At 67.4% G+C, this 18189-nt stretch carries 17 protein-coding genes and 1 riboswitch; of the genes, 12 read left to right on the forward strand and 5 right to left on the reverse strand.

Annotated elements, in window-relative coordinates; genetic code table 11:
- Nucleotides 1-240 precede the first annotated feature (240 nt).
- Nucleotides 241-1917: an electron transfer flavoprotein-ubiquinone oxidoreductase gene (locus AC5P76_RS11065; RefSeq protein WP_253118342.1), complete on the forward strand. Its 1677-nt coding sequence runs from the start codon at nt 241-243 to the stop codon at nt 1915-1917.
- A gap of 65 nt (nt 1918-1982) precedes the next feature.
- Complete coding sequence (locus tag AC5P76_RS11070) at nt 1983-2372, forward strand: c-type cytochrome (protein ID WP_253118343.1); 390 nt, start codon at nt 1983-1985, stop codon at nt 2370-2372.
- On the opposite strand, the gene AC5P76_RS11075 is transcribed toward AC5P76_RS11070, so the two are convergent.
- Nucleotides 2366-5968, reverse strand: a complete 3603-nt coding sequence (locus AC5P76_RS11075; protein ID WP_495222744.1) for an ATP-binding protein — start codon at nt 5966-5968, stop codon at nt 2366-2368. The genes AC5P76_RS11070 and AC5P76_RS11075 overlap by 7 nt on opposite strands.
- Nucleotides 5969-6043: 75 nt before the next feature.
- Here AC5P76_RS11075 and AC5P76_RS11080 point away from each other — a divergent pair, with 75 nt between their 5' ends.
- The 5 genes from AC5P76_RS11080 to pnuC all read left to right on the forward strand — a co-directional run bounded on the left by AC5P76_RS11080 (nt 6044) and on the right by pnuC (nt 11481).
- Nucleotides 6044-6682: a response regulator gene (locus tag AC5P76_RS11080; RefSeq protein ID WP_053518414.1), complete on the forward strand. Its 639-nt coding sequence runs from the start codon at nt 6044-6046 to the stop codon at nt 6680-6682.
- A gap of 188 nt (nt 6683-6870) precedes the next feature.
- Complete coding sequence (locus tag AC5P76_RS11085) at nt 6871-7254, forward strand: glycine zipper 2TM domain-containing protein (RefSeq protein ID WP_495222745.1); 384 nt, start codon at nt 6871-6873, stop codon at nt 7252-7254.
- 123 nt (nt 7255-7377) lie between these two features.
- Nucleotides 7378-8502 (forward strand): phosphotransferase enzyme family protein, encoded by a 1125-nt coding sequence (locus tag AC5P76_RS11090; protein WP_478053711.1) that lies wholly within the window; start codon nt 7378-7380, stop codon nt 8500-8502.
- Between the two features lie 43 nt (nt 8503-8545).
- A riboswitch (TPP riboswitch) is annotated at nt 8546-8640 on the forward strand.
- A gap of 70 nt (nt 8641-8710) precedes the next feature.
- A complete protein-coding gene (locus AC5P76_RS11095; protein WP_495222746.1) occupies nt 8711-10900 on the forward strand; it encodes a TonB-dependent receptor in 2190 nt (729 codons plus the stop codon).
- A gap of 8 nt (nt 10901-10908) precedes the next feature.
- Complete coding sequence (gene pnuC / locus AC5P76_RS11100; RefSeq protein ID WP_053518445.1) at nt 10909-11481, forward strand: nicotinamide riboside transporter PnuC; 573 nt, start codon at nt 10909-10911, stop codon at nt 11479-11481.
- A 16-nt stretch (nt 11482-11497) separates the two neighbouring features.
- Here the strand turns inward: pnuC and AC5P76_RS11105 are convergent, their stop codons facing one another.
- From AC5P76_RS11105 to AC5P76_RS11115, 3 genes are all read right to left on the reverse strand, one after another.
- On the reverse strand, nt 11498-11917 hold the full coding sequence (locus AC5P76_RS11105; protein ID WP_111186518.1) for a hypothetical protein: 420 nt from the start codon (nt 11915-11917) through the stop codon (nt 11498-11500).
- A gap of 73 nt (nt 11918-11990) precedes the next feature.
- Nucleotides 11991-12965: a Dyp-type peroxidase gene (locus AC5P76_RS11110; RefSeq protein WP_065174161.1), complete on the reverse strand. Its 975-nt coding sequence runs from the start codon at nt 12963-12965 to the stop codon at nt 11991-11993.
- Between the two features lie 222 nt (nt 12966-13187).
- Nucleotides 13188-13763 (reverse strand): OmpO family porin, encoded by a 576-nt coding sequence (locus AC5P76_RS11115; protein WP_065174160.1) that lies wholly within the window; start codon nt 13761-13763, stop codon nt 13188-13190.
- A gap of 321 nt (nt 13764-14084) precedes the next feature.
- Between AC5P76_RS11115 and AC5P76_RS11120 the strand changes: the two genes are divergently transcribed.
- Nucleotides 14085-14609 (forward strand): DUF6622 family protein, encoded by a 525-nt coding sequence (locus AC5P76_RS11120; protein ID WP_495222747.1) that lies wholly within the window; start codon nt 14085-14087, stop codon nt 14607-14609.
- Between the two features lie 34 nt (nt 14610-14643).
- Here the strand turns inward: AC5P76_RS11120 and arsH are convergent, their stop codons facing one another.
- Complete coding sequence (gene arsH, locus AC5P76_RS11125; protein ID WP_495222748.1) at nt 14644-15384, reverse strand: arsenical resistance protein ArsH; 741 nt, start codon at nt 15382-15384, stop codon at nt 14644-14646.
- A 17-nt stretch (nt 15385-15401) separates the two neighbouring features.
- On the opposite strand from arsH, the gene AC5P76_RS11130 reads away from it, so the two are divergent.
- The 4 genes from AC5P76_RS11130 to AC5P76_RS11145 all read left to right on the forward strand — a co-directional run bounded on the left by AC5P76_RS11130 (nt 15402) and on the right by AC5P76_RS11145 (nt 18169).
- Complete coding sequence (locus AC5P76_RS11130; protein WP_053518034.1) at nt 15402-15731, forward strand: ArsR/SmtB family transcription factor; 330 nt, start codon at nt 15402-15404, stop codon at nt 15729-15731.
- Between the two features lie 38 nt (nt 15732-15769).
- Nucleotides 15770-16273 carry an arsenate reductase ArsC gene (locus AC5P76_RS11135; RefSeq protein WP_164152961.1) on the forward strand — a complete coding sequence of 168 codons (504 nt, stop codon included), beginning with the start codon at nt 15770-15772 and terminating at the stop codon, nt 16271-16273.
- Nucleotides 16274-16287: 14 nt separating this feature from the next.
- Nucleotides 16288-17334 carry an ACR3 family arsenite efflux transporter gene (gene arsB, locus AC5P76_RS11140; protein WP_495222749.1) on the forward strand — a complete coding sequence of 349 codons (1047 nt, stop codon included), beginning with the start codon at nt 16288-16290 and terminating at the stop codon, nt 17332-17334.
- Nucleotides 17335-17797: 463 nt separating this feature from the next.
- Entirely contained in the window at nt 17798-18169 is a 372-nt protein-coding gene (locus tag AC5P76_RS11145) for a hypothetical protein (RefSeq protein WP_065174145.1), read from the forward strand.
- Nucleotides 18170-18189 lie beyond the last annotated feature (20 nt).

Consider the following 18189-nt stretch of genomic DNA (forward strand, 5'->3'; position numbering starts at 1 on the left):
CGGGACCGGGCCATTGTCGGTCATCCGGGAAGCGCGTGCCGACCAAGGTCGGCTCCCATCCGGCTGCGGGCGTACGCTGCACTGCAGCAATCACGACGTGAACATCGGCGATCTAGCTCGATCACGCCCGTCCCGGTACCCTGACACATTCAAACAACCGTTTCGCCGTGGCTGCACGCGCGATTTTCAGGCAACCGCCGGTGGCCCTGCTACCGGCACTACCCACGAGTCATGCAATCGATGAGCGCTGAAGCCAACGCCCTGCCCCCGCGTGAAGTAATGGAGTTCGACGTGGTGATCGTCGGTGCCGGCCCAGCCGGGCTGGCCACCGCGATCCGCCTGCGCCAGCGTGCGATCGAAGCCGGCCGCGAACTGTCGGTGTGCGTGCTGGAGAAGGGCTCCGAGCCCGGTGCACATGTTCTGTCCGGTGCGGTGATGGACCCGCGCGCCCTGACCGAACTGTTCCCGGACTGGGCCGAACGCGGCGCACCGCTGAAGCAGAAGGTCACCCGCGACGAGTTCCTGTTCCTCAGCGAGACCGGGTCGCGCAGCACGCCCAATGCGCTGCTGCCGGAGTGCTTCCACAACGAAGGCAACTACATCATCAGCCTGGGCGAAGTGACCCGCTGGCTGGCGCAGCAGGCCGAGGCGCTGGAGGTTGCGATCTTCCCCGGCTTCGCCGCCGCCGAGGTGCTGTACGGCGACAACGGCGAAGTGATCGGCGTGGCCACCGGCGACATGGGCATCGAGAAGGACGGCAGCATCGGCCCGGCCTTCGAGCGCGGCATGGCGCTGCATGCGAAGTACACGGTCTTCGCCGAAGGCGCGCGCGGCCACCTCGGCCGCCAGCTGATCGCCCGCTACAGGCTGGACGAAGGCAAGGACCCGCAGGCCTACGGCATCGGCATCAAGGAACTGTGGCAGATCGACCCGGCCAGGCATGAGCCGGGCCTGGTGGTGCACGCCGCCGGCTGGCCGCTGGACAGCGACACCTACGGCGGCGCGTTCCTCTACCACGCCGACGGCGGCAAGGTCGCCATCGGCTACGTGGTCGGCCTGGACTACAAGAACCCCTGGCTGAGCCCGTTCGAGGAATTCCAGCGATTCAAGACCCATCCGCAGATCCGCAAGCACCTGGAAGGCGGTACCCGCATCGGCTACGGCGCGCGTGCGATCACCGCCGGCGGCCTGCTGTCGCTGCCGAAGACGGTGTTCCCCGGTGGCGCGCTGGTCGGTTGCGAGGCCGGTTATCTCAACGCCAGCCGCATCAAGGGCAGCCACGCCGCGATCAAGACCGGCATGCTGTGCGCCGACGCCGCGTTCGACGCGCTGGCCGCCGATCGCCAGCATGATGAACTGAGCGCCTATCCGCAGGCCTTCGAAGCCAGCTGGCTGTTCACCGAACTGCAGCAGGCCAAGAACTTCAAGCAGTGGTTCAAGAAGGGCCAGACCGTGGCCACGCTGATGACCGGTGTGGAGCAGTGGCTGCTGCCGAAGCTGGGCGTGCGCAACCCGCCGTGGACGCTGCACCGTACGCAGCCGGACCACGCCTGCCTGGAGCCGGCGGCCCAGCACACCCGCATCAGCTACCCGAAGCCGGACGGGGTGCTGACCTTCGACCGTCTCAGCTCGGTGTTCCTGAGCAGCACCAACCACGACGAGAACCAGCCCAGCCACCTGACTCTTAAAGATCCGAGCATTCCGGTGAAGGTGAACCTGGCCGAGTACGCCGGCCCGGAAGCGCGCTACTGCCCGGCCGGCGTGTACGAGTTCGTTGGCGAAGCCGACAACGCACGCCTGCAGATCAACGCGCAGAACTGCGTGCACTGCAAGACCTGCGACATCAAGGATCCCACCCAGAACATCGTCTGGGTGACCCCCCAGGGCGGCGGCGGCCCGAACTACTCGGGCATGTGACCGCAGCGGGCTGCGACCGCGTGTCGCAGCCCGGCCCACGGCGGCCACGGCTATCCTCTCCGCCCATGCGTGCCTTCCGTCTGCTCCCTGCCCTCGTCCTGCTGCTGGCGTGCAGCGGCTGCCAGCGCACGGCCACGCCTGAGCAGGCGCGACAACAGGCGATGCAGCGCGCATTCGAACTGTGTGCGGGCTGCCACACGGTGCAGGCCGGTGGCATCCACCGGTTCGGCCCCAACCTGCACGGTGTGATCGGACGCCGCGCTGGCAGCCTGCCCGACTATGGCTATTCGCAGGGCATGCGCCGGGCCGACATCGTCTGGACCGCGCAGACCCTGGATGCCTTCCTGCAGTCACCAACGCAGCAGGTGCCCGGCACACGCATGTACAACGCGTTTCCCAGCGCCGAACGACGTGCGCTGGTGATCGCTTACCTGCAGCAGCAGTCCGCTCAGTGAGACAGCCCCTGCAGCTGCTGCTGCAGGCGTGACAGGAACGCCTGGACTTCGGCGAACAACGGCGCGCTGTCCACTTCTCCGGCGTCTTCCAGGCGTTCGACCAGGGCATTGGCCTGCGTTGCCAGCGCATGCGCACCCACCGCCCCGAGCCCCCCGGCCTGGCGATGCAGGTGCAGGGCGGCGGCCTCGCGGTCGCCGGCCTGCACCGCACGCTGCACGGCCGCGATATCCACCTCGCTGGCCTGCAGCAGGGTGGCGGCCAGCTGCACGGCGACCGCATGCGAACCGAAGCGCCGCTGCAGGCCCGCCAGGTCCAGCGATGCGTCGCCCTCCACCGCTGCGGGCGACTCGGCGGTCGCCTCCGGTGCCACGGACGCCTGCGGCAGCCATCGCATCAACGCCGCGCGCAGCGTAGCCAACGACAAAGGCTTGGCCAGCACCTCATCCATGCCGGCCTCGCGGCAACGTCGCGCGTCGTCGTCCAGCACGCTGGCCGTCAATGCCAGTACCGGCATGCGCGCCTGGCCCTGGCGGCCTTCGCGCTCGCGCAGCAGGCGGGTGAACGCAAAGCCATCGAGAACCGGCATGCGGCAATCGGTGATCACCAGGTCGAAGCGTTCCGACGCCAACCGGTCCAGCGCCTGCTGGCCATCACTCACCAGCACGTGCGGAAGGCCCAGCTGCTGCAGCCGCCAGGCCATCATCGCCTGGTTGGTCGGATGATCCTCGATCACCAGCACGCGGCTCTGGCGCAGCGCGGTCGGCAGCAGCGCCGCCTGCTCGTGCTCGCTCGCCAGCACGGCGACGTCCTCGATGCCGGCTTCCACCAGCGACAGACGGACCTCCGCGCGGGTGCCCTCGCCGAGCGTGCTCTGCAGCGTCAACGTGCCGTCCATCATCTGCACCAGCCGCTGGCAGATGCTCAGGCCCAGGCCGGTTCCGCCGTGGTCGCGCTGGATGTATGCACCGGCCTGGGTGAACGGCGCGAAGAGGTGCTGCAGCTGTTCCGGCGCGATGCCCATGCCGGTATCGATGACGCTCAGGCACAACGGCTGACTGCCATCGGCGGTGGTCGGCCCGAGCACCTCCAGCCGCAGCCACACATCGCCCTGCGCGGTGAACTTGATGGCATTGCTGAGCAGGTTGAAGACGATCTGCCGCAGGCGCACGCCATCCACTTCATGCGCCGCAGCCAGCTGCGGATCGATCTGCACGTGCAGGGCCAGGCCACGCGCGCTGGCCTGCGCCGACATCAGCCGGCACACGCCTTCCAGCAGGGTCCGCAGTGACAATGGCACCGGTTCCAGGCGCAGCGCACCGGCTTCGATGCGCGAGTAGTCGAGGATGTCATCGAGGATCTGCCGCAGCATCTGCGCAGAATCCTCGATCACGGCAAGGATGCGCTGCTGTTCTGCATCCAGCGGCGAGTGCGCCAGCACTTCCAGCATGCCCAGTACACCGCTCATCGGCGTGCGGATCTCATGACTCATCGTGGCCAGGAAGCGTGATTTGGCCTCGGCCGCCTGTTCCGCCTCGATCTTGGCCGCCGCCAGCGCATCGGCCTGTGCGCGTGCCTGGGTCACGTCCACCCAGTAGCCGCTCCAGGTGACGGCACCGGCCTCGGTGACGTAAGGGTGAGCTTGGCTGCGTACCCAGCGCGCGGGCGTGCCGTCATCACCCGGCAGCAGGCGGAACTCGAAGGCCAGCGGCGCGAACTGGCGGGCCGCCTGGTCGATGGCCTGCAGCACGGCCTGGCGGTCGGTGTCCTCGATCCGCGCCAGCAGCGCCTGCGCATCCTGCTCGGCACGCTGCCGCGGAATGCCGAACAGTGCCTGCAGGTCGCCGGCGATGAAGGGGAAGGCCAGGCTGCCGTCCGCGTCGCGACGTGCCTGGTAGACCACCGCAGGCAGATTGTCGGTGACCTCGGCCAGGCGCTGCTCCAGATGGCGGCGACCGGCCACCTCCCGGCGCAGCCGCCAGTGACCGACGCCATGCACCACCGCCCCGGTCAGCAGCACCAGCAGCAGCGGAAGCCCCCAATGCAGCACGGCGTCCCAGTCCACGCCACTGCGATATTCCACGGCCAGCCAGTCGCCCCGCAGCGCCTCATGCTCCCGCGGTGACATCTGCAGCAGCAGGCGGTCGAAGGTGGTCGCCAGGGCGGCATGGCGACGGTCGACAGCCAGCGCCAGCTGGTCGCCGAATCCGGCCGGCGCAAGGATCTGCAGACGGCCCGGGAAGCGGTTGCGCAACAGGTGATCGACCAGGACCAGGTTGCCCACGTAGGCATCGGCCTCGCCATTGGCCAATCGCTGCAACGCCTGCTCGCCACTGCGCGCGGGAATGATCTTTGCCCGTGGCGCCTGCTGCAGCACGTAGCCGCGCAGGCGTTCCGGGTCGGACAGCAGCACGCGCTTGCCCTGCAGATCGGCCAGCCCCAGGATCGCCGGGCTGTCGCGCGTGCCGACGATCACGCTCGGCACGCTGATGAAGGGCTGGCTGAACACCCAGTCCGGCCCCAGGTAGCGCGAATCGGTGGGAATGCCCATCACCGCCTGCACCTCACCCTGCAGCGCCTTCTTGCGCACCTCGAACCAGTCGTGGCTGGTTTCCACCTTCAGGTTGGCGCCGACCTGGATCAGCCGCCGCAGGTACTCGCTGGTCAGGCCGCTGGGCTGGCCGTCGTCGTCGGTGAACGAAAGCGGCGCGGCATTGGGCGCAAAGGTGATCTTCAACGGCTGCTGCAGCACGCGCTTTTCGGCCTGGCTCAGGGCCAGCTGCGCCGACGCGGACCATTCCGGAGGCCGCAGCCAGCGCTGGGCCAGCGCGTCCCGCTGCGCCTGGCTGGTGGCAGCCAGCGCAAGATCCAATGCCTCGGCCAGCGGTTGCTTGCTGTTGGGGACGCCGAAGTGCGCCCGCTCCGGCGGCAGATCGCTGGGCCGCAGCAGCACCACTCCCTTCAGCTGATGGGCCGCGATCAGCTCGGTGGCGACATAGGCATTACCGATATAGACGTCGGCCTTGTCGTCTCTGACCATCTGCAACGCCGCCAAAGTGCCATTTGCGACAAGTTGTCGAGCGCGTGGAAATCGTGCACGCACCTGCGGTGCGGTCAGGAAATCCTGCTCGATCACGACGCGCAGCCCGTCAAGATCCGGCATCTCCGAAGCACGCAGGTCTCCAGGTCGTCCGACCACCGCCAGTGGCGCTTCGACATAGGCCGAGGTGTAGACCATGCAACGGGTTCGGTCGGCACTCAGGCCGATGTTCATGACCACATCGATCTCGCCCCGGCATGCCGCGTCCAGCACGGATGTCCAGTCCGGATAGCGGCGTGCCTCGACTTTCACGCCCAAACGACGAGCCAAAAGCGACAAGTAGTCCGGTCCCAGGCCGACCTGCTGGCCTTCGTGGATCGACTCGAAAGGGGGCCAACCGCTGTCATACTGCCCGACGACGATGCGAGGGTGCGCGGTCAGGTATTCGCGTTGCAGGGGACTCAACGGCAATGGGCCGGGCGCGAGTTGCGCCCAAGCGACGGCAGGACCCAACATGGCCAGCAGCAGGACCCGCCCGCGAACAGCCCAGCTACGCATCGGCGTTGATCTCCTAGAATCCTGCCAGGAGCCGCGATGGTCGCGGCCCGGCGTGCCCGGTGGTCATACTAGAGCATGAGCTTGCGCATCATCATCGCAGACGACCACCCCGTGGTCCGTATCGGAACCCGCGCCGTCATCGAGTCCAGCGGCGTTGGCCAGGTCGTCGGTGAAGCCGACAGCGCCCAGGCGCTGATGGCGCTGCTGACCAGCCAGCCATGCGACCTGCTGGTCACCGACTATTCGATGCCCGGCAGTCCCCAGGCCGATGGCTTCGCCATGATCGGCATGATCCGGCGCCGCCATCCCGACCTCAAGGTGCTGATGCTCAGCGTTTCCAGCAACCTGGCGATCCTGCGCATGGTGCTCGACAGCGGCGTGCTCGGCCTGGTCGACAAGAGTTCGTCGATGGACGAGCTGCCGCAGGCGATCCAGGCGGTGAACCGCGGCCAGCTGTATATCAGCCGCAGCCTGCGCGAGCGGGTCGAGGCCGCCGGCAGCTGGCGCATGCGCGAAGGCGACGGCAAACCGCTGTCGCCGCGCGAACTGGAAGTGCTGCGGTTGCTCGGCACCGGCATGACGGTGAAGGAGATCTCGGTGCAGCTGCACAAGAGCGTCAGCACCATCAGCCGGCAGAAGGGCGATGCGATGCTGAAGCTGGGCCTGAAAGGCGATGCGGAGCTGTTCGACTATCTGCGTGACGGCAAAATCTGAATCCTGTCCATCCGGCCATTGAACTTTCAGGCAGGCTTCATGCCGCCTGACGCTAGATGAATACGCACGCCGCCCAGTGGCCCACGCAATGTTCCGGCAATCTCCGGGCGCCAGCGTGGTCACTACGGCAGCCAGGGCGCCCGCGCCCTCCCTGCCCACCGTGGCATGCCCCTACAGGAGAACCGAACATGCTCAGTACTTCCGCTCTCAGCTTCCGTGGCGTGGCGATGGCCCTGGCCCTGCTGGCCGGTGTCGCCGTGGTCAGCGACGCCAGCGCCATGTCGAGGAAGGACAAGCGCACCGTCGTCGGTGCGGTGGTGGGCGGCGTCGCCGGCCACCTGATCTCCAATGGCGATCCGGCCGCCACCGTCGGCGGTGCCGTGGCCGGCGGCGCGATCGGCAACCTGACCACCCCGGACCGCCACGACCGTCGTTATGACCGCCGCTACGACCGCGGCTACCAGCGCGGCTACGACCGGGGCTATGGCTATCGGGACCGCGGTCATGACCGCCGCTGGCGCGACAGCGGCCGCCGCTACTATCACGACCGCGGTCGCCACCGCGGCTGGTAACCCTCGCCGGCACTGCCCGGCATCACCGGCAACGGGCGGGTCGATGACCCGCCCGTTTGCGTCCGGACCGTCCATGGCGTTGAATGCGCAGCCCTGGATGACTCCTTTGCCCCCGGCCCCCGCATGACCTCCACCGCCCACCGCGTGCAGGGCCTCAACAACGATGAGGTCGCTGCCGACTGGCCCGCGATCGATGCAGCCGAGGTTGCCTGGCTGGCCCGCCGTTATCCGGTGCTGGACGCGGACAGCGCCCTGCGTTGGCACAGCCCCCGGCCGTTGTCGGCCGCCGCGCTGGCCGAAGGTGCCCGCGGCCGGGTGTTCATCAAGCGCCACCACCGCAGCGTGCGCAGTGCCGCCTGCCTGCAGGAGGAACACCGCTTCATCGCCCATCTGGACGCTGCCGGCGTGCCGGTGGTGAAGGTTCTGCCCACCGCCGGAGGCGACAGCGCCATCGAGCATGGGCCTTGGACCTATGAACTGCATTCGCCGGGGGTGGGTGACGATCTGTACCGCGACGCCGCCTCCTGGACGCTGCTGACGGACACCGCACGGGCGCGTTCTGCCGGACGCATGCTGGCCCGGCTGCATCAGGCCGCCGCCAGCTACCACGCCCCGCAGCGCAGCACGCATGTCCTGGTGGCACGCGACGAGCTGATCCGCGCCGCCGACCCCATCGGCGCGCTGGAAGCGGGTCTTCCCGACCGCCCGGGACTGGCGCGCTACCTGGCGCGGATTCCGTGGCAGGCGCAGCTGCGCCGCGACGTCCTGCCCTGGCATGCCGGCCTGGCCGAGCGCCTGTCCGCCGAGCCGCCGCTGTGGGCGCACAACGACTGGCATGTGTCCAACCTGCTGTGGCGCGGCGACGACGTCAGCACCGTGCTGGATTTCGGCCTCGCCTCACCCACCAGCGCGCTGTTCGACCTGGCCACCGCGATCGAGCGCAATGCCGTGGCCTGGCTGGAGCTGGAGCGGGGCCATGAGGCGGTGCGCATCGACATCGCGCTGGCGCTGCTCGACGGCTACCGCGAAGTGCTGCCGTTGTCGGCCACCCGCCTGCACCTGCTGGCGGACCTGCTGCCGATGGTCCACTTCGACTTCGCACTGTCCGAAGTGGAGTACTTCGAAGGCATCACCGGCTCGACGGCGAACGCCGATGTCGCCTGGTATCCCTTCATGCTGGGCCATGCCGCGTGGTTCGCCAGCGCACCCGGCCAGGCCCTGCTGCAGGCGCTGCATGCCGCCGCCTGAAGGGCATCGGCTCGCAAATCCCTGCCATCTGTAGTGAAATAGCGGCCTGAAGCGGGGGTGCCTGGATCTGCAGGCTGAGAGAGTCCCTTGGAACCTGATCCGGTTTGCACCGGCGTAGGGAGCTTTGAGCCGCAGCCACACCCCCGTTCCGGGCCGGTGCACCTGCGCGCCGTCGCTTCGTCTCCCCTGTTGTCCGAAGACGAATCGAATGAACCGCTGCCTGCGTCCCACCCTGCTCGCTCTCGCCATCTGTGCCGCGCTGCCGCTGCATGCCAGCGAGGCTGGAGCCTCCCCCGATGTGACAGCCGACAGCGGCGAACGTTCGCCCACCGAGCTGGCAGCGGTCCGCGTGCAGGCCGGCAGGCCGGCGGCCGACAGCGCGCGGGTCAGTGCATTCGGCGCCGGCTCCTGGAAGGACACCCCGGCCTCGGTGAACGTGCTCGAACGCGACTACCTCGACCGTCGACAGGTGCGCTCGTTGTCCGAACTGGCCAGCAATGACGCCTCGCTCGGTGATGCCTACGCGCCGGTGGGCTACTACCAGAACGTCGCCATCCGCGGCTTCGCGCTCGATGCCGCCACCGGCTACCGCTTCAACGGCCTGGCCATCGCCGGCGAACAGCGGCTGGCGCTGGAGAACGTGCAGGCGGTGGAGATCCTGAAGGGTGAAGCCGGCCTCGCCGCGGGGGTGATGGCACCCGGCGGCATCATCAACTACATCGGCAAGCGCCCGGCGGAAGTGCGCACGGCTACCCTTGGCACCGATTCGGAAGGCTCGCGCTATGCCGCCGTCGATGTCGGCCACTGGATCACGCCGCGTTTCGGCATCCGCCTCAATGCCGCCTGGGAGGGCAGCGAGTCCTACGTCGAGCACGCCGACGGCCGCCGCAACTTCTATTCGCTTGCAGCGGACTGGCTGATCGGCGAGCGCGGCAAGCTGGAAGTGGACGCCAACTACCAGACCAGTTCGCAGCGCTCGGTGTCCGGCTACCAGCTGCTGGGCGCACGGGAGCTGCCTCGTGGCGTCGACCGCGAGCACCTGCTGGGCTATCAGCCGTGGCAGCGCCCGGTGGAAATCGCCAGCACCAACATCACCGCCGTACACACCTACGACTTCAACGAGCGCTGGCAGTCGCGGCTGTCGGTGGGCCACAGCCGCTCGGTGATCGACGACAACGTCGCCTTCGCCTATGGCTGCTACTACGCCGACGCGTGCGCTGATGGCAGCGTGCCCGGCAACTACTTCGCCCCCAACGGCGACTACGACATCTACGACTACCGCAGTCCGGACGATACCCGCCGCAACCAGCAGGCGCGCGCCGAGCTGCGTGGCCGCTTCGACACTGGCAGCGTCGGCCACCAGCTGACGGTCGGCGCCGACACGTTCCGCCGCACGGTGGACAGGCGACCGAGCGTCAACGAGTACGTAGGCAGCAGCAACATCCACGACACGCAGGTGGCGGTGTACGAGCCCTCGCCGCTGATGCCCGGCCCCTCCGCGCGGCGTCTGGACAGCCGCCAGACCGCCGTGTTCGCGCTGGACCGCATGCAGTTCGGCGATGACTGGCAGTGGCTGGCTGGTGGCCGCTTCGTCCGCTTGGACGAGCGCGCGTACGACAAGCGCGGCACGCCGCAGCGGCACAGCCGGCTGTCGCGCTTCCTGCCGCAGACCGCGCTGGTATGGAAGGCCACCGACCAGCTCAATGCGTACGCCAGTTATGTGCGCGGCATTGCGCTGGGCCAGGAGGCACCGTTCTGGACCTCCAACGCCGATGCCTTCCTGCCGGCGGTGCAGTCACGGCAGCTGGAAGCCGGCGTCAAGTACGTGCCGGCTGCGTCGCTCACCCTGGGCGCCGCGCTGTTCCGCATCTCGCAGCCCTACCAGTACGCCATGCCGGATGACAGCGATGCCGGTTACACCTTCGTCGAGCGCGGCACGCAGACCCATACCGGCCTGGAGCTGACCGCCAACGGCCAGCTGACCGATGCGCTGCAGATCGTCGCCAGCGCCAGCGTGCTGCAGGCGCGTGCACGCGATACCGGCACGCCGGGCCAGGAAGGCCATCAGCTGGTGAACGTGCCGAAGGTGCGTGCCAGTGTGCACCTGGCCTACGCACTGCCGTTCGTGCAGGGCCTGGATGTCACCGGTGGCTGGCGCTATGCCGCCGCCAATGTGGCCCGTGCCGACGGCGGCGTACGCGCGCCGGACTATTCGGTGTTCGATGCCGGCCTGCGCTTCCGCCACCGCGTGCATGAGCGCGCCGTGACCTGGAACCTGTCGGTGGACAACGTGTTCAACCGCTTCTACTGGCGCGACACCGGCAGCAGCGGCGGTGACTACTACCTGTTCCCCGGCGCACCGCGACAGGCACGCCTGTCGGTGACGTTCGCGCTGTGAGCGGCGCCGTGCTCGAGTGGACCGCCGCGCTGTGCAGCGTGCTGGGCGTATGGCTGATGGCGCGCCGGCGGCTGGCAGCATGGCCGGTCGGCCTGCTGTCGGTGGCGCTGTACGGCCTGGTGTTCGCCGAGGCCAGGCTGTACTCCGACACGCTGCTGCAGGTCGCCTTCGCCGGCTTCCTGGTCTATGGCTGGATCAACTGGCGCCAGCACGCCGCCGACGAGGGCAGCATCCGCATCGTGCCCCTGGCGCGCGGGAAACTGCTGCGTGACCTGATCATCGGCCTGTGCGGTGGCGTGGCGCTGGGCACGGTCATGCACACCTTCACCGATGCCGCGCTGCCATGGCTGGACGCGATGCTGACCGCCCTGAGCCTGGTCGGCCAGTGGTGGCAGGCGCGCCGCCATGTGGCGTGCTGGTGGGTGTGGATCGGGGTGGACGTGGTCTATGTGGGCGCGTACCTGTTCAAGTCGCTGCACGTCACGGCCGCGCTGTATGTGTTCTTCCTGGGGCTGGCAGTATTCGGCCTGCGCGCCTGGAGTGCGGCGGCGCGGGAGCGCGAGCTGCTGCCGGCGCGGTAGTGCCGCGCGGTACACCTCACTTCGGCTGCAGCACCAGCCCCAACCGCAACGGCTGGCGCATGTCGCCCGGTGGCGCCGACGACAGCGGCGCCGACTGCAGTGTCGCGCGCAGATCCGCGTCCGCCTGCGCATCGCCGAGACTGTCGAATTCCAGTTTCGCGATGCGGCCATCGGCTGCGATCCAGAGGCTGACCGGCAGCGGCGTGGGCACCTGTGGGTGCGCCTGCAGCCAGGCCAGCACGCGCTGCACCTTCGGGTCCTGCTCCTGCTGCAGGCGCTGCTGCAGCTCACTGCCTGCCGTGGCGGCGTAGGCCATCCAGTGTGGTGGAGCCTCCTCGGCCGAGACGGCCCCGGCGCCGCCCAGCGCCAGAAGGCCGATCAGCGATGCCAGCGGTCGCCACCATCGGCGACGGTCGGCGCGAAGTACGGATTCCATGGCAGCACCCTCATGCAGTCGTCCAGCGCTCCATCGTCGACGGCGAGGATGACAGGCAGATGGCGGGCAGGCATTACCCGCCCAGGTCGGCCAGCACCTTGCGCGAAGGCGCGAAGAAGGTCACGCCGGTCATCGCGGTGGAGAAGTCCAGGATGCGGTCATGCAGCGGCGCAGGGTTGCCGATGAACATGCGCTCGAGCATCTTCTCGATCACCCACAGGCGGCGCGTGTAGCCGATGAAGTACGTACCGTATTCACCGCGCCCCGGATTGGCGAAGGGCATGTTGTCGCGCAGGATGTCGTGCTCGCCGTCGGCGTCCTCGATGGTGCACAGCGTCTTGTGCGACTTCTGCGCGTCGGCCGGTGCATCGTCCAGCTCGGTGTTGTCGTGCTTGGTGCGGCCGATGATCGCCTCCTGCACCTCGGTCTTCTGCGCGCGCCATGCGTCGAGGTTGTGCAGGTACTTCTGTACCACCACGTAGCTGCCGCCGGCATGCGCGGGATCCTCGTCGCCGACGATCGTGGCGTCCGGCAGCGACAACCCTTCCGGATTGGCCGTGCCGTCAACGAAATCGAGCAGGTCGCGGCCGTCGAAATAGCGGAAGCCGGCCACCTCATCGACCGTCTCCACCGCATCGCCGAACGCCATCAGCAGGTTGCGCTCGAACGCCACGATCAGGTCCATCGTGCGTGCCCGGATGTGGTACAGCAGATCGCCGGGGGTCGACACCGCGGTGTGGGTGGCGCCCTTGATCTCGCGGAACGGATGCAGCTCGCGCGGCGGCGTGCTGCCAACCAGCGGCTGCCACACACGGTGGCCGATCGCCACGTTGCAGGTGAAGGTCCGTTCGATCTCGCGGATGGCCGTGTTCTTGATCAGGTCATCGGTGCTGGCCAGCACGTCGCGCACCTTCGCGATCGAGTCCGCATCATCCTTCACCTTCAGCACCAGGAAGGCGGCCGAGTGGGTCAGCGGCGCAGTGATCTGCTGCGGCTCGTTGTCGAGCGTGTGATTGAGGGCGGTGATCGGTGCGGGCTGGGAATTCACGGCAGTTCCTGCGGGCTTGAGGCGGGCGCATCGCGCATGGTGCAGCGATGTGCGGGCGATCATAGCGGAACGGCTTCCGCTGCGACGGAGCGGTTCTCAGTCACGCGCCAGCCGCTTGGGGCGCAGAAAAGTGAAGCCCGGCGCGAGGCCGGGCTTCGATGGCGTGCGGGAGAGAGAGAGAGAGTCACACGCCAGTTACACGCACTAACGACAGAGCGCTTCTTACCAGGTGAAGCGCGGGCCGACGAACCACTCGCGGTCGCCTGCCTTGGCCAGCTTCACTTCGCCACTCAGGCCCCAGTTCTGGTTGAACTTGGCGGTGGCACCGACGCGGCCGTAGAACTCGCCGTCCGGGTTGTAGCCGTGCTTCTTGCTGAAATCTTCGTAGCCGGCCAGCGCGTAGCCTTCCAGGTACGGGTTGAACGCGGTGCGCACGCCCACTTCAGTGGAGTAGCCATTGAAGTCCAGGCCGCGCTTCTCGTCGTACTTCTGATAGGCCACGCGGGCCACCAGGTCGGTGTTCGGTGCGATGCCGTAGTTGTAGCCGACACCCAGGCGCCACTGGTCGACGTCATTCTTGAAGCGGTCGGTTTCCTGCGCGCTGTAGTCGCCGAAGATGTGGAAGTTCGGGTGGACGGCCACCGAGCCCTTCACGCCCCAGCCATCGGCGTCGCCGCCCTTGGCATCGGTGTTCACGTAGCCGCCTTCAACGTAGTTGTACGACAGGCCATCGGCAGCCGATGCAGCGAACGGCAGGGCAGCCAGCAGACCCAGGGCAAGCAGCGAATTCTTGTTCATCGGGACACACCTTTAATTATTTTGGTTTCGTCGACCGCCTCCCGGGAGGGGGAGAGAGGAGAGGCGGTCGACAGGTGTGAATTATCCGTTTGTTGGCGAAATCAGCCCTGAATATTGAACTGACCGGTACATGAATGAAGTTGCTGTTCAGGGAACTCCGGGGCTGGTCGACAGCAGCATGCTGCTGCATGCCAGCGCCACCTACCCGTCATGTCCCTTCAGGCGGCTGACACCTGTCACTGGTTCGGGAAGGCTCCGGCGCGAATAGTACGCGTCACCGCCCGGCGCCACTGCACCGGCACTCACCCAAGGGGACCTGTCATGAGCCTGTTCCAGCAACTCCTTTCGCATACGCCGATCTGGGTCTGGGTGCTGATGGTGTTTCTCATCACCCGAGGCATCGCGGCCATGAAGCCCGGCGAAACCTCGCTGCCCACGCTGGCGATCGTGCCGGCGGTGTTCGCGGCATGGGGGGTGTGGTCCATCAGCCACCGCTACGGCGCATCGTGGTCGGCCTGGGGCGAGTGGCTGGTCGGCGTCGGCGCAGGAACGGGCCTGGGTTGGCTGTTGCTGCGCCGGGCGCGTGTAGCCATGAACAGTGCGACGGGACGGCTGTGGCGCAGCGCGGATTACAGCCTGCTGCCGCTGCTGCTGATCACATTCCTGGTGAAGTATGGCTTCGAAACGGCGCTCGCAGTGTCGCCCGCGCTGAGCGCCAACGCAGGTTTCAGCGCTGCTTACCTGCTGCTGTCCGGTGGTTTCACCGGCATCTTCATCGGCCGCTACTGCCGGTATCTGTCGGCGGCTCGCCTTGAGGGGAGCACTCGGATGGGGGCTGCGGGCTGAGGCTGGCGTACCCGGGAGGCGGCGCACGGCGCCGTCACCCGGTGCCGGCTGCGGTCGTCGCCCCTGCGGCCTGCGCCAGCACTGCCGCTGCAGCGTCGCCCTTGCGCTCGCTGTAGCGATCCACCATGTAGTCCGCCCGGCCCCGCGTCAACAGGGTGAACTTCACCAGTTCCTCCATGACATCCACCACCCGGTCGTAGTATGGCGAGGGCTTCATTCGTCCGTCCTCATCGAACTCCTGCCAGGCCTTGGCCACCGAAGACTGATTGGGGATGGTCAGCATGCGCATCCAGCGCCCCAACACCCTCAGGGTGTTGACGGTGTTGAACGATTGGGAGCCGCCACTCACCTGCATCACGGCCAACGTTCTGCCCTGCGTGGGCCGCACGCTGCCGTCCTCCAGCGGCAGCCAGTCGATCTGGTTCTTGAACACGCCGGTGACGGTACCGTGCCGTTCCGGGCTGACCCACACCTGCCCCTCAGACCACTGCGACCACGCGCGCAGCCGCTGCACTTCGGGATGGCTCCTGTCCACGCTGTCCACCATCGGAAGCGCATGCGGATCGAACACCCGGGTTTCGCAACCCAGATACTGCAGGAGCCGCTCGGCTTCCAGAGCCAGCTTGCGGCTGAACGACTGCGGCCTCAGCGAACCGTAGAGCAGCAGGATGCGGGGCGGTCCCAGATTCCCCGCGGCGAGCAGGCTGGGGTCGGGCTGGGGCAGCGAGGCTTCCCTCAGATTCGGCAGCTGGGTACTTGCGATCGTCTTATTCATTCGACTATTCTAGAAATATGGAAACGTCAAATGCAATCGTCGCGCTCACCGCGTTGGGCCACGCCACCCGCCTGGCGGCCTTCCGCCTGCTGGTGGAAGCCGGTCCAGCGGGGCGCGTGGCCGGTGACATCGCGGCGGCCCTGCAGGTGCCACCGGCCACACTCAGCTTCCACCTGAAGGAGCTGGTACAGGCCGGCCTGGTGGAGAACGAGAGCCAGGGCCGCAATGTCTGTTACCGCGCCAACTTCGCCGCCATGACCGGCTTGATCGAGTACCTCACGCACAACTGCTGCGCGGGTTCGCCGAGCGAGGAGTGCGGGCCCACTGCGCCCGCATGCAAGTGCTGAAGTCCGATCCAACCTCCTGCCATCACAACGACTGCACCATGACACACAACGTCCTGTTCCTCTGTACCGGCAACAGCGCCCGCAGCGTCCTTGCCGAGGCCACGCTGCGAGCCTGGGGCGCTGAACGTTTCAATGCATTCAGCGCAGGCAGCCACCCCACCGGCCAGGTCAACCCATTCGCACTCGCACAGCTGCAGGCCGAAGGAATCACCATCGATGGGCTGCGCAGCAAATCGTGGGATGAGTTCGTGGATGCTGCGCCCATGGACCTGGTGATCACCGTGTGCGATTCGGCTGCGGCAGACGCCTGCCCGGTGGTGTTTGGCGACTTCATTCGCAGCCACTGGGGCCAGCCGGATCCGGCCGCAGTTGCAGGCAGCGATGCCGAGAAAGCAGCCGCGTTTGCACGCGCGCATGCCATTGTGAAATCGCGGCTGCGTGCGTTGATCGATCTGCCCGGATCGTTGTGGTCCGACCGCGAGGCAATGCAGAACGCTCTGGATCAGATCGGCCGGTTGCAGCCGACCGACAGCACACCGTGACGGCGCCCGCGCGCATGCGCCTGTTCGAGCGCTACCTCACCCTGTGGGTCGCGCTGTGCATCGCGGCCGGTACCCTGCTGGGACACCTCCTGCCCGGCGCCTTTGCGGCACTGGCGTCCGCCGAAGTGGCCAAGGTCAACCTGCCGGTCGCGGCACTGATCTGGCTGATGATCATCCCGATGCTGCTGAAGGTCGACTACGGCGCAATGCGCCAGTTGCAGCAGCACTGGAAAGGCATCGGCGTAACGTTGTTCATCAACTGGGCGGTCAAGCCCTTTTCGATGGCACTGCTGGGCTGGGTATTCCTGCGTCACCTCTTCGCGGAATGGCTGCCGGCCGGCCAGATCGACAGCTATATCGCCGGCCTGATCCTGCTGGCAGCCGCGCCCTGCACCGCGATGGTGTTCGTGTGGAGCAACCTGTGCCGCGGCGATGCGAACTTCACGTTGAGCCAGGTCGCGCTGAACGACGCGATCATGGTGGTGGCCTATGCGCCGGTGGTCGCATTGCTGCTCGGCATGTCCGCGATCACTGTTCCGTGGGACACCCTGCTGCTGTCAGTGGGTTTGTACATCGTTGCACCTGTCGGTGTTGCCAGCCTGCTGCGGCGCTGGATGCTTTCGCGCAGCGGCGAGGCCGGTCTGCAGCTGGCGCTGACCCGACTCGGCCCGGTTTCGCTGTCGGCCCTTCTACTGACACTGGTGCTGCTGTTCGGCTTTCAAGGTCAGCAGATCGTCGAGCAGCCGCTGGTCATCGCGCTGATCGCCGTGCCCATCCTGATCCAGGTCTATTTCACTTCGGGCCTGGCCTATCTGCTCAACCGTCGTCTGGGCGTCGCCCATTGCGTGGCCGGCCCGTCGGCGCTGATCGGCGCGAGCAACTTCTTCGAGCTGGCGGTCGCAACCGCCGTCGGGCTCTTCGGTGTGCATTCGGGCGCCGCACTGGCCACCGTTGTCGGTGTGCTGATCGAGGTGCCGGTGATGTTGTCGGTCGTTCGTATCGTGAACCGTACTGAAGGCTGGTACGAGAGGCATGGTGCGGGTGACCGCGGGCGGTCGTAGAGGGCCGATGCCTGCTTCTGGCCCGCGCTGTCGCAATCGTCCAAGTTTCGCGGCGCCCTGATGCACTCAACCACGACTCGTGTCGCAAATTCCCCGAACGCGTGAGGCCCTTGCGCCATCAACGTCTGCGACTGCTTAACCGCGTGCGAGGATGCTGAAAGCGTCGAGCATCGTGGGTTGAATACAACTCGGCTCATTGGCGTTGCGCAGTGACACAGGTACAGATGCGGTGCCACCCCAAAAGGTGGCCGGGTTCGAAATCCCGGATTGATGCTGAGTGTTTGCGCTTGCCAGCCGACGTCACCTTGCGTGGCGTCGGCTGGCAATCCGTCTGCCGGTCATGGCGGGCGGTGCGTGGGGACCTTCGGGTCCACCGGTTTGGCATCTACCGGATTTCGAACCATGTACCGCCCGCCACCTTTATCCGTGGCGGCTACCGTCTGTCCTGCACGGAGCCTCATCAATGACCACACCCGAGTTTCCCCCTCCGCATTCCGACAGCGCGCCGGCCAACGACGCCGATGCGACCCCCCAACAGTCCCCGTCCGACCCCAACACCTTCATCGCCACGCTGAAACGGATCGGCAGCGGCGCAGCCGCCGATGGCCTGCCCTGGCCGGAACGCCATCCGCTGCCTGGCCGTCAGCTGGCGCTGGCCGATGCCGACTGCGCGCACGCCGGCCTGCGGGTGGCGCTGGAGATGCTGCTGGCCGCCGAGCGTGTCCGGCAGAACGGGCCGGAGGAGCAGTACGTGGGCGATCGCGTGATGGAAGGACTGGTGATGGCCTGCCTGTCACTGTCAGTGCAGGCCGGCACCTTGCTGCGTCCGGGCTGACAGGGAGGTTTCGCGCACCC

The sequence above is a fragment of the Stenotrophomonas sp. YJH_SMC_36 genome, from assembly GCF_059369935.1.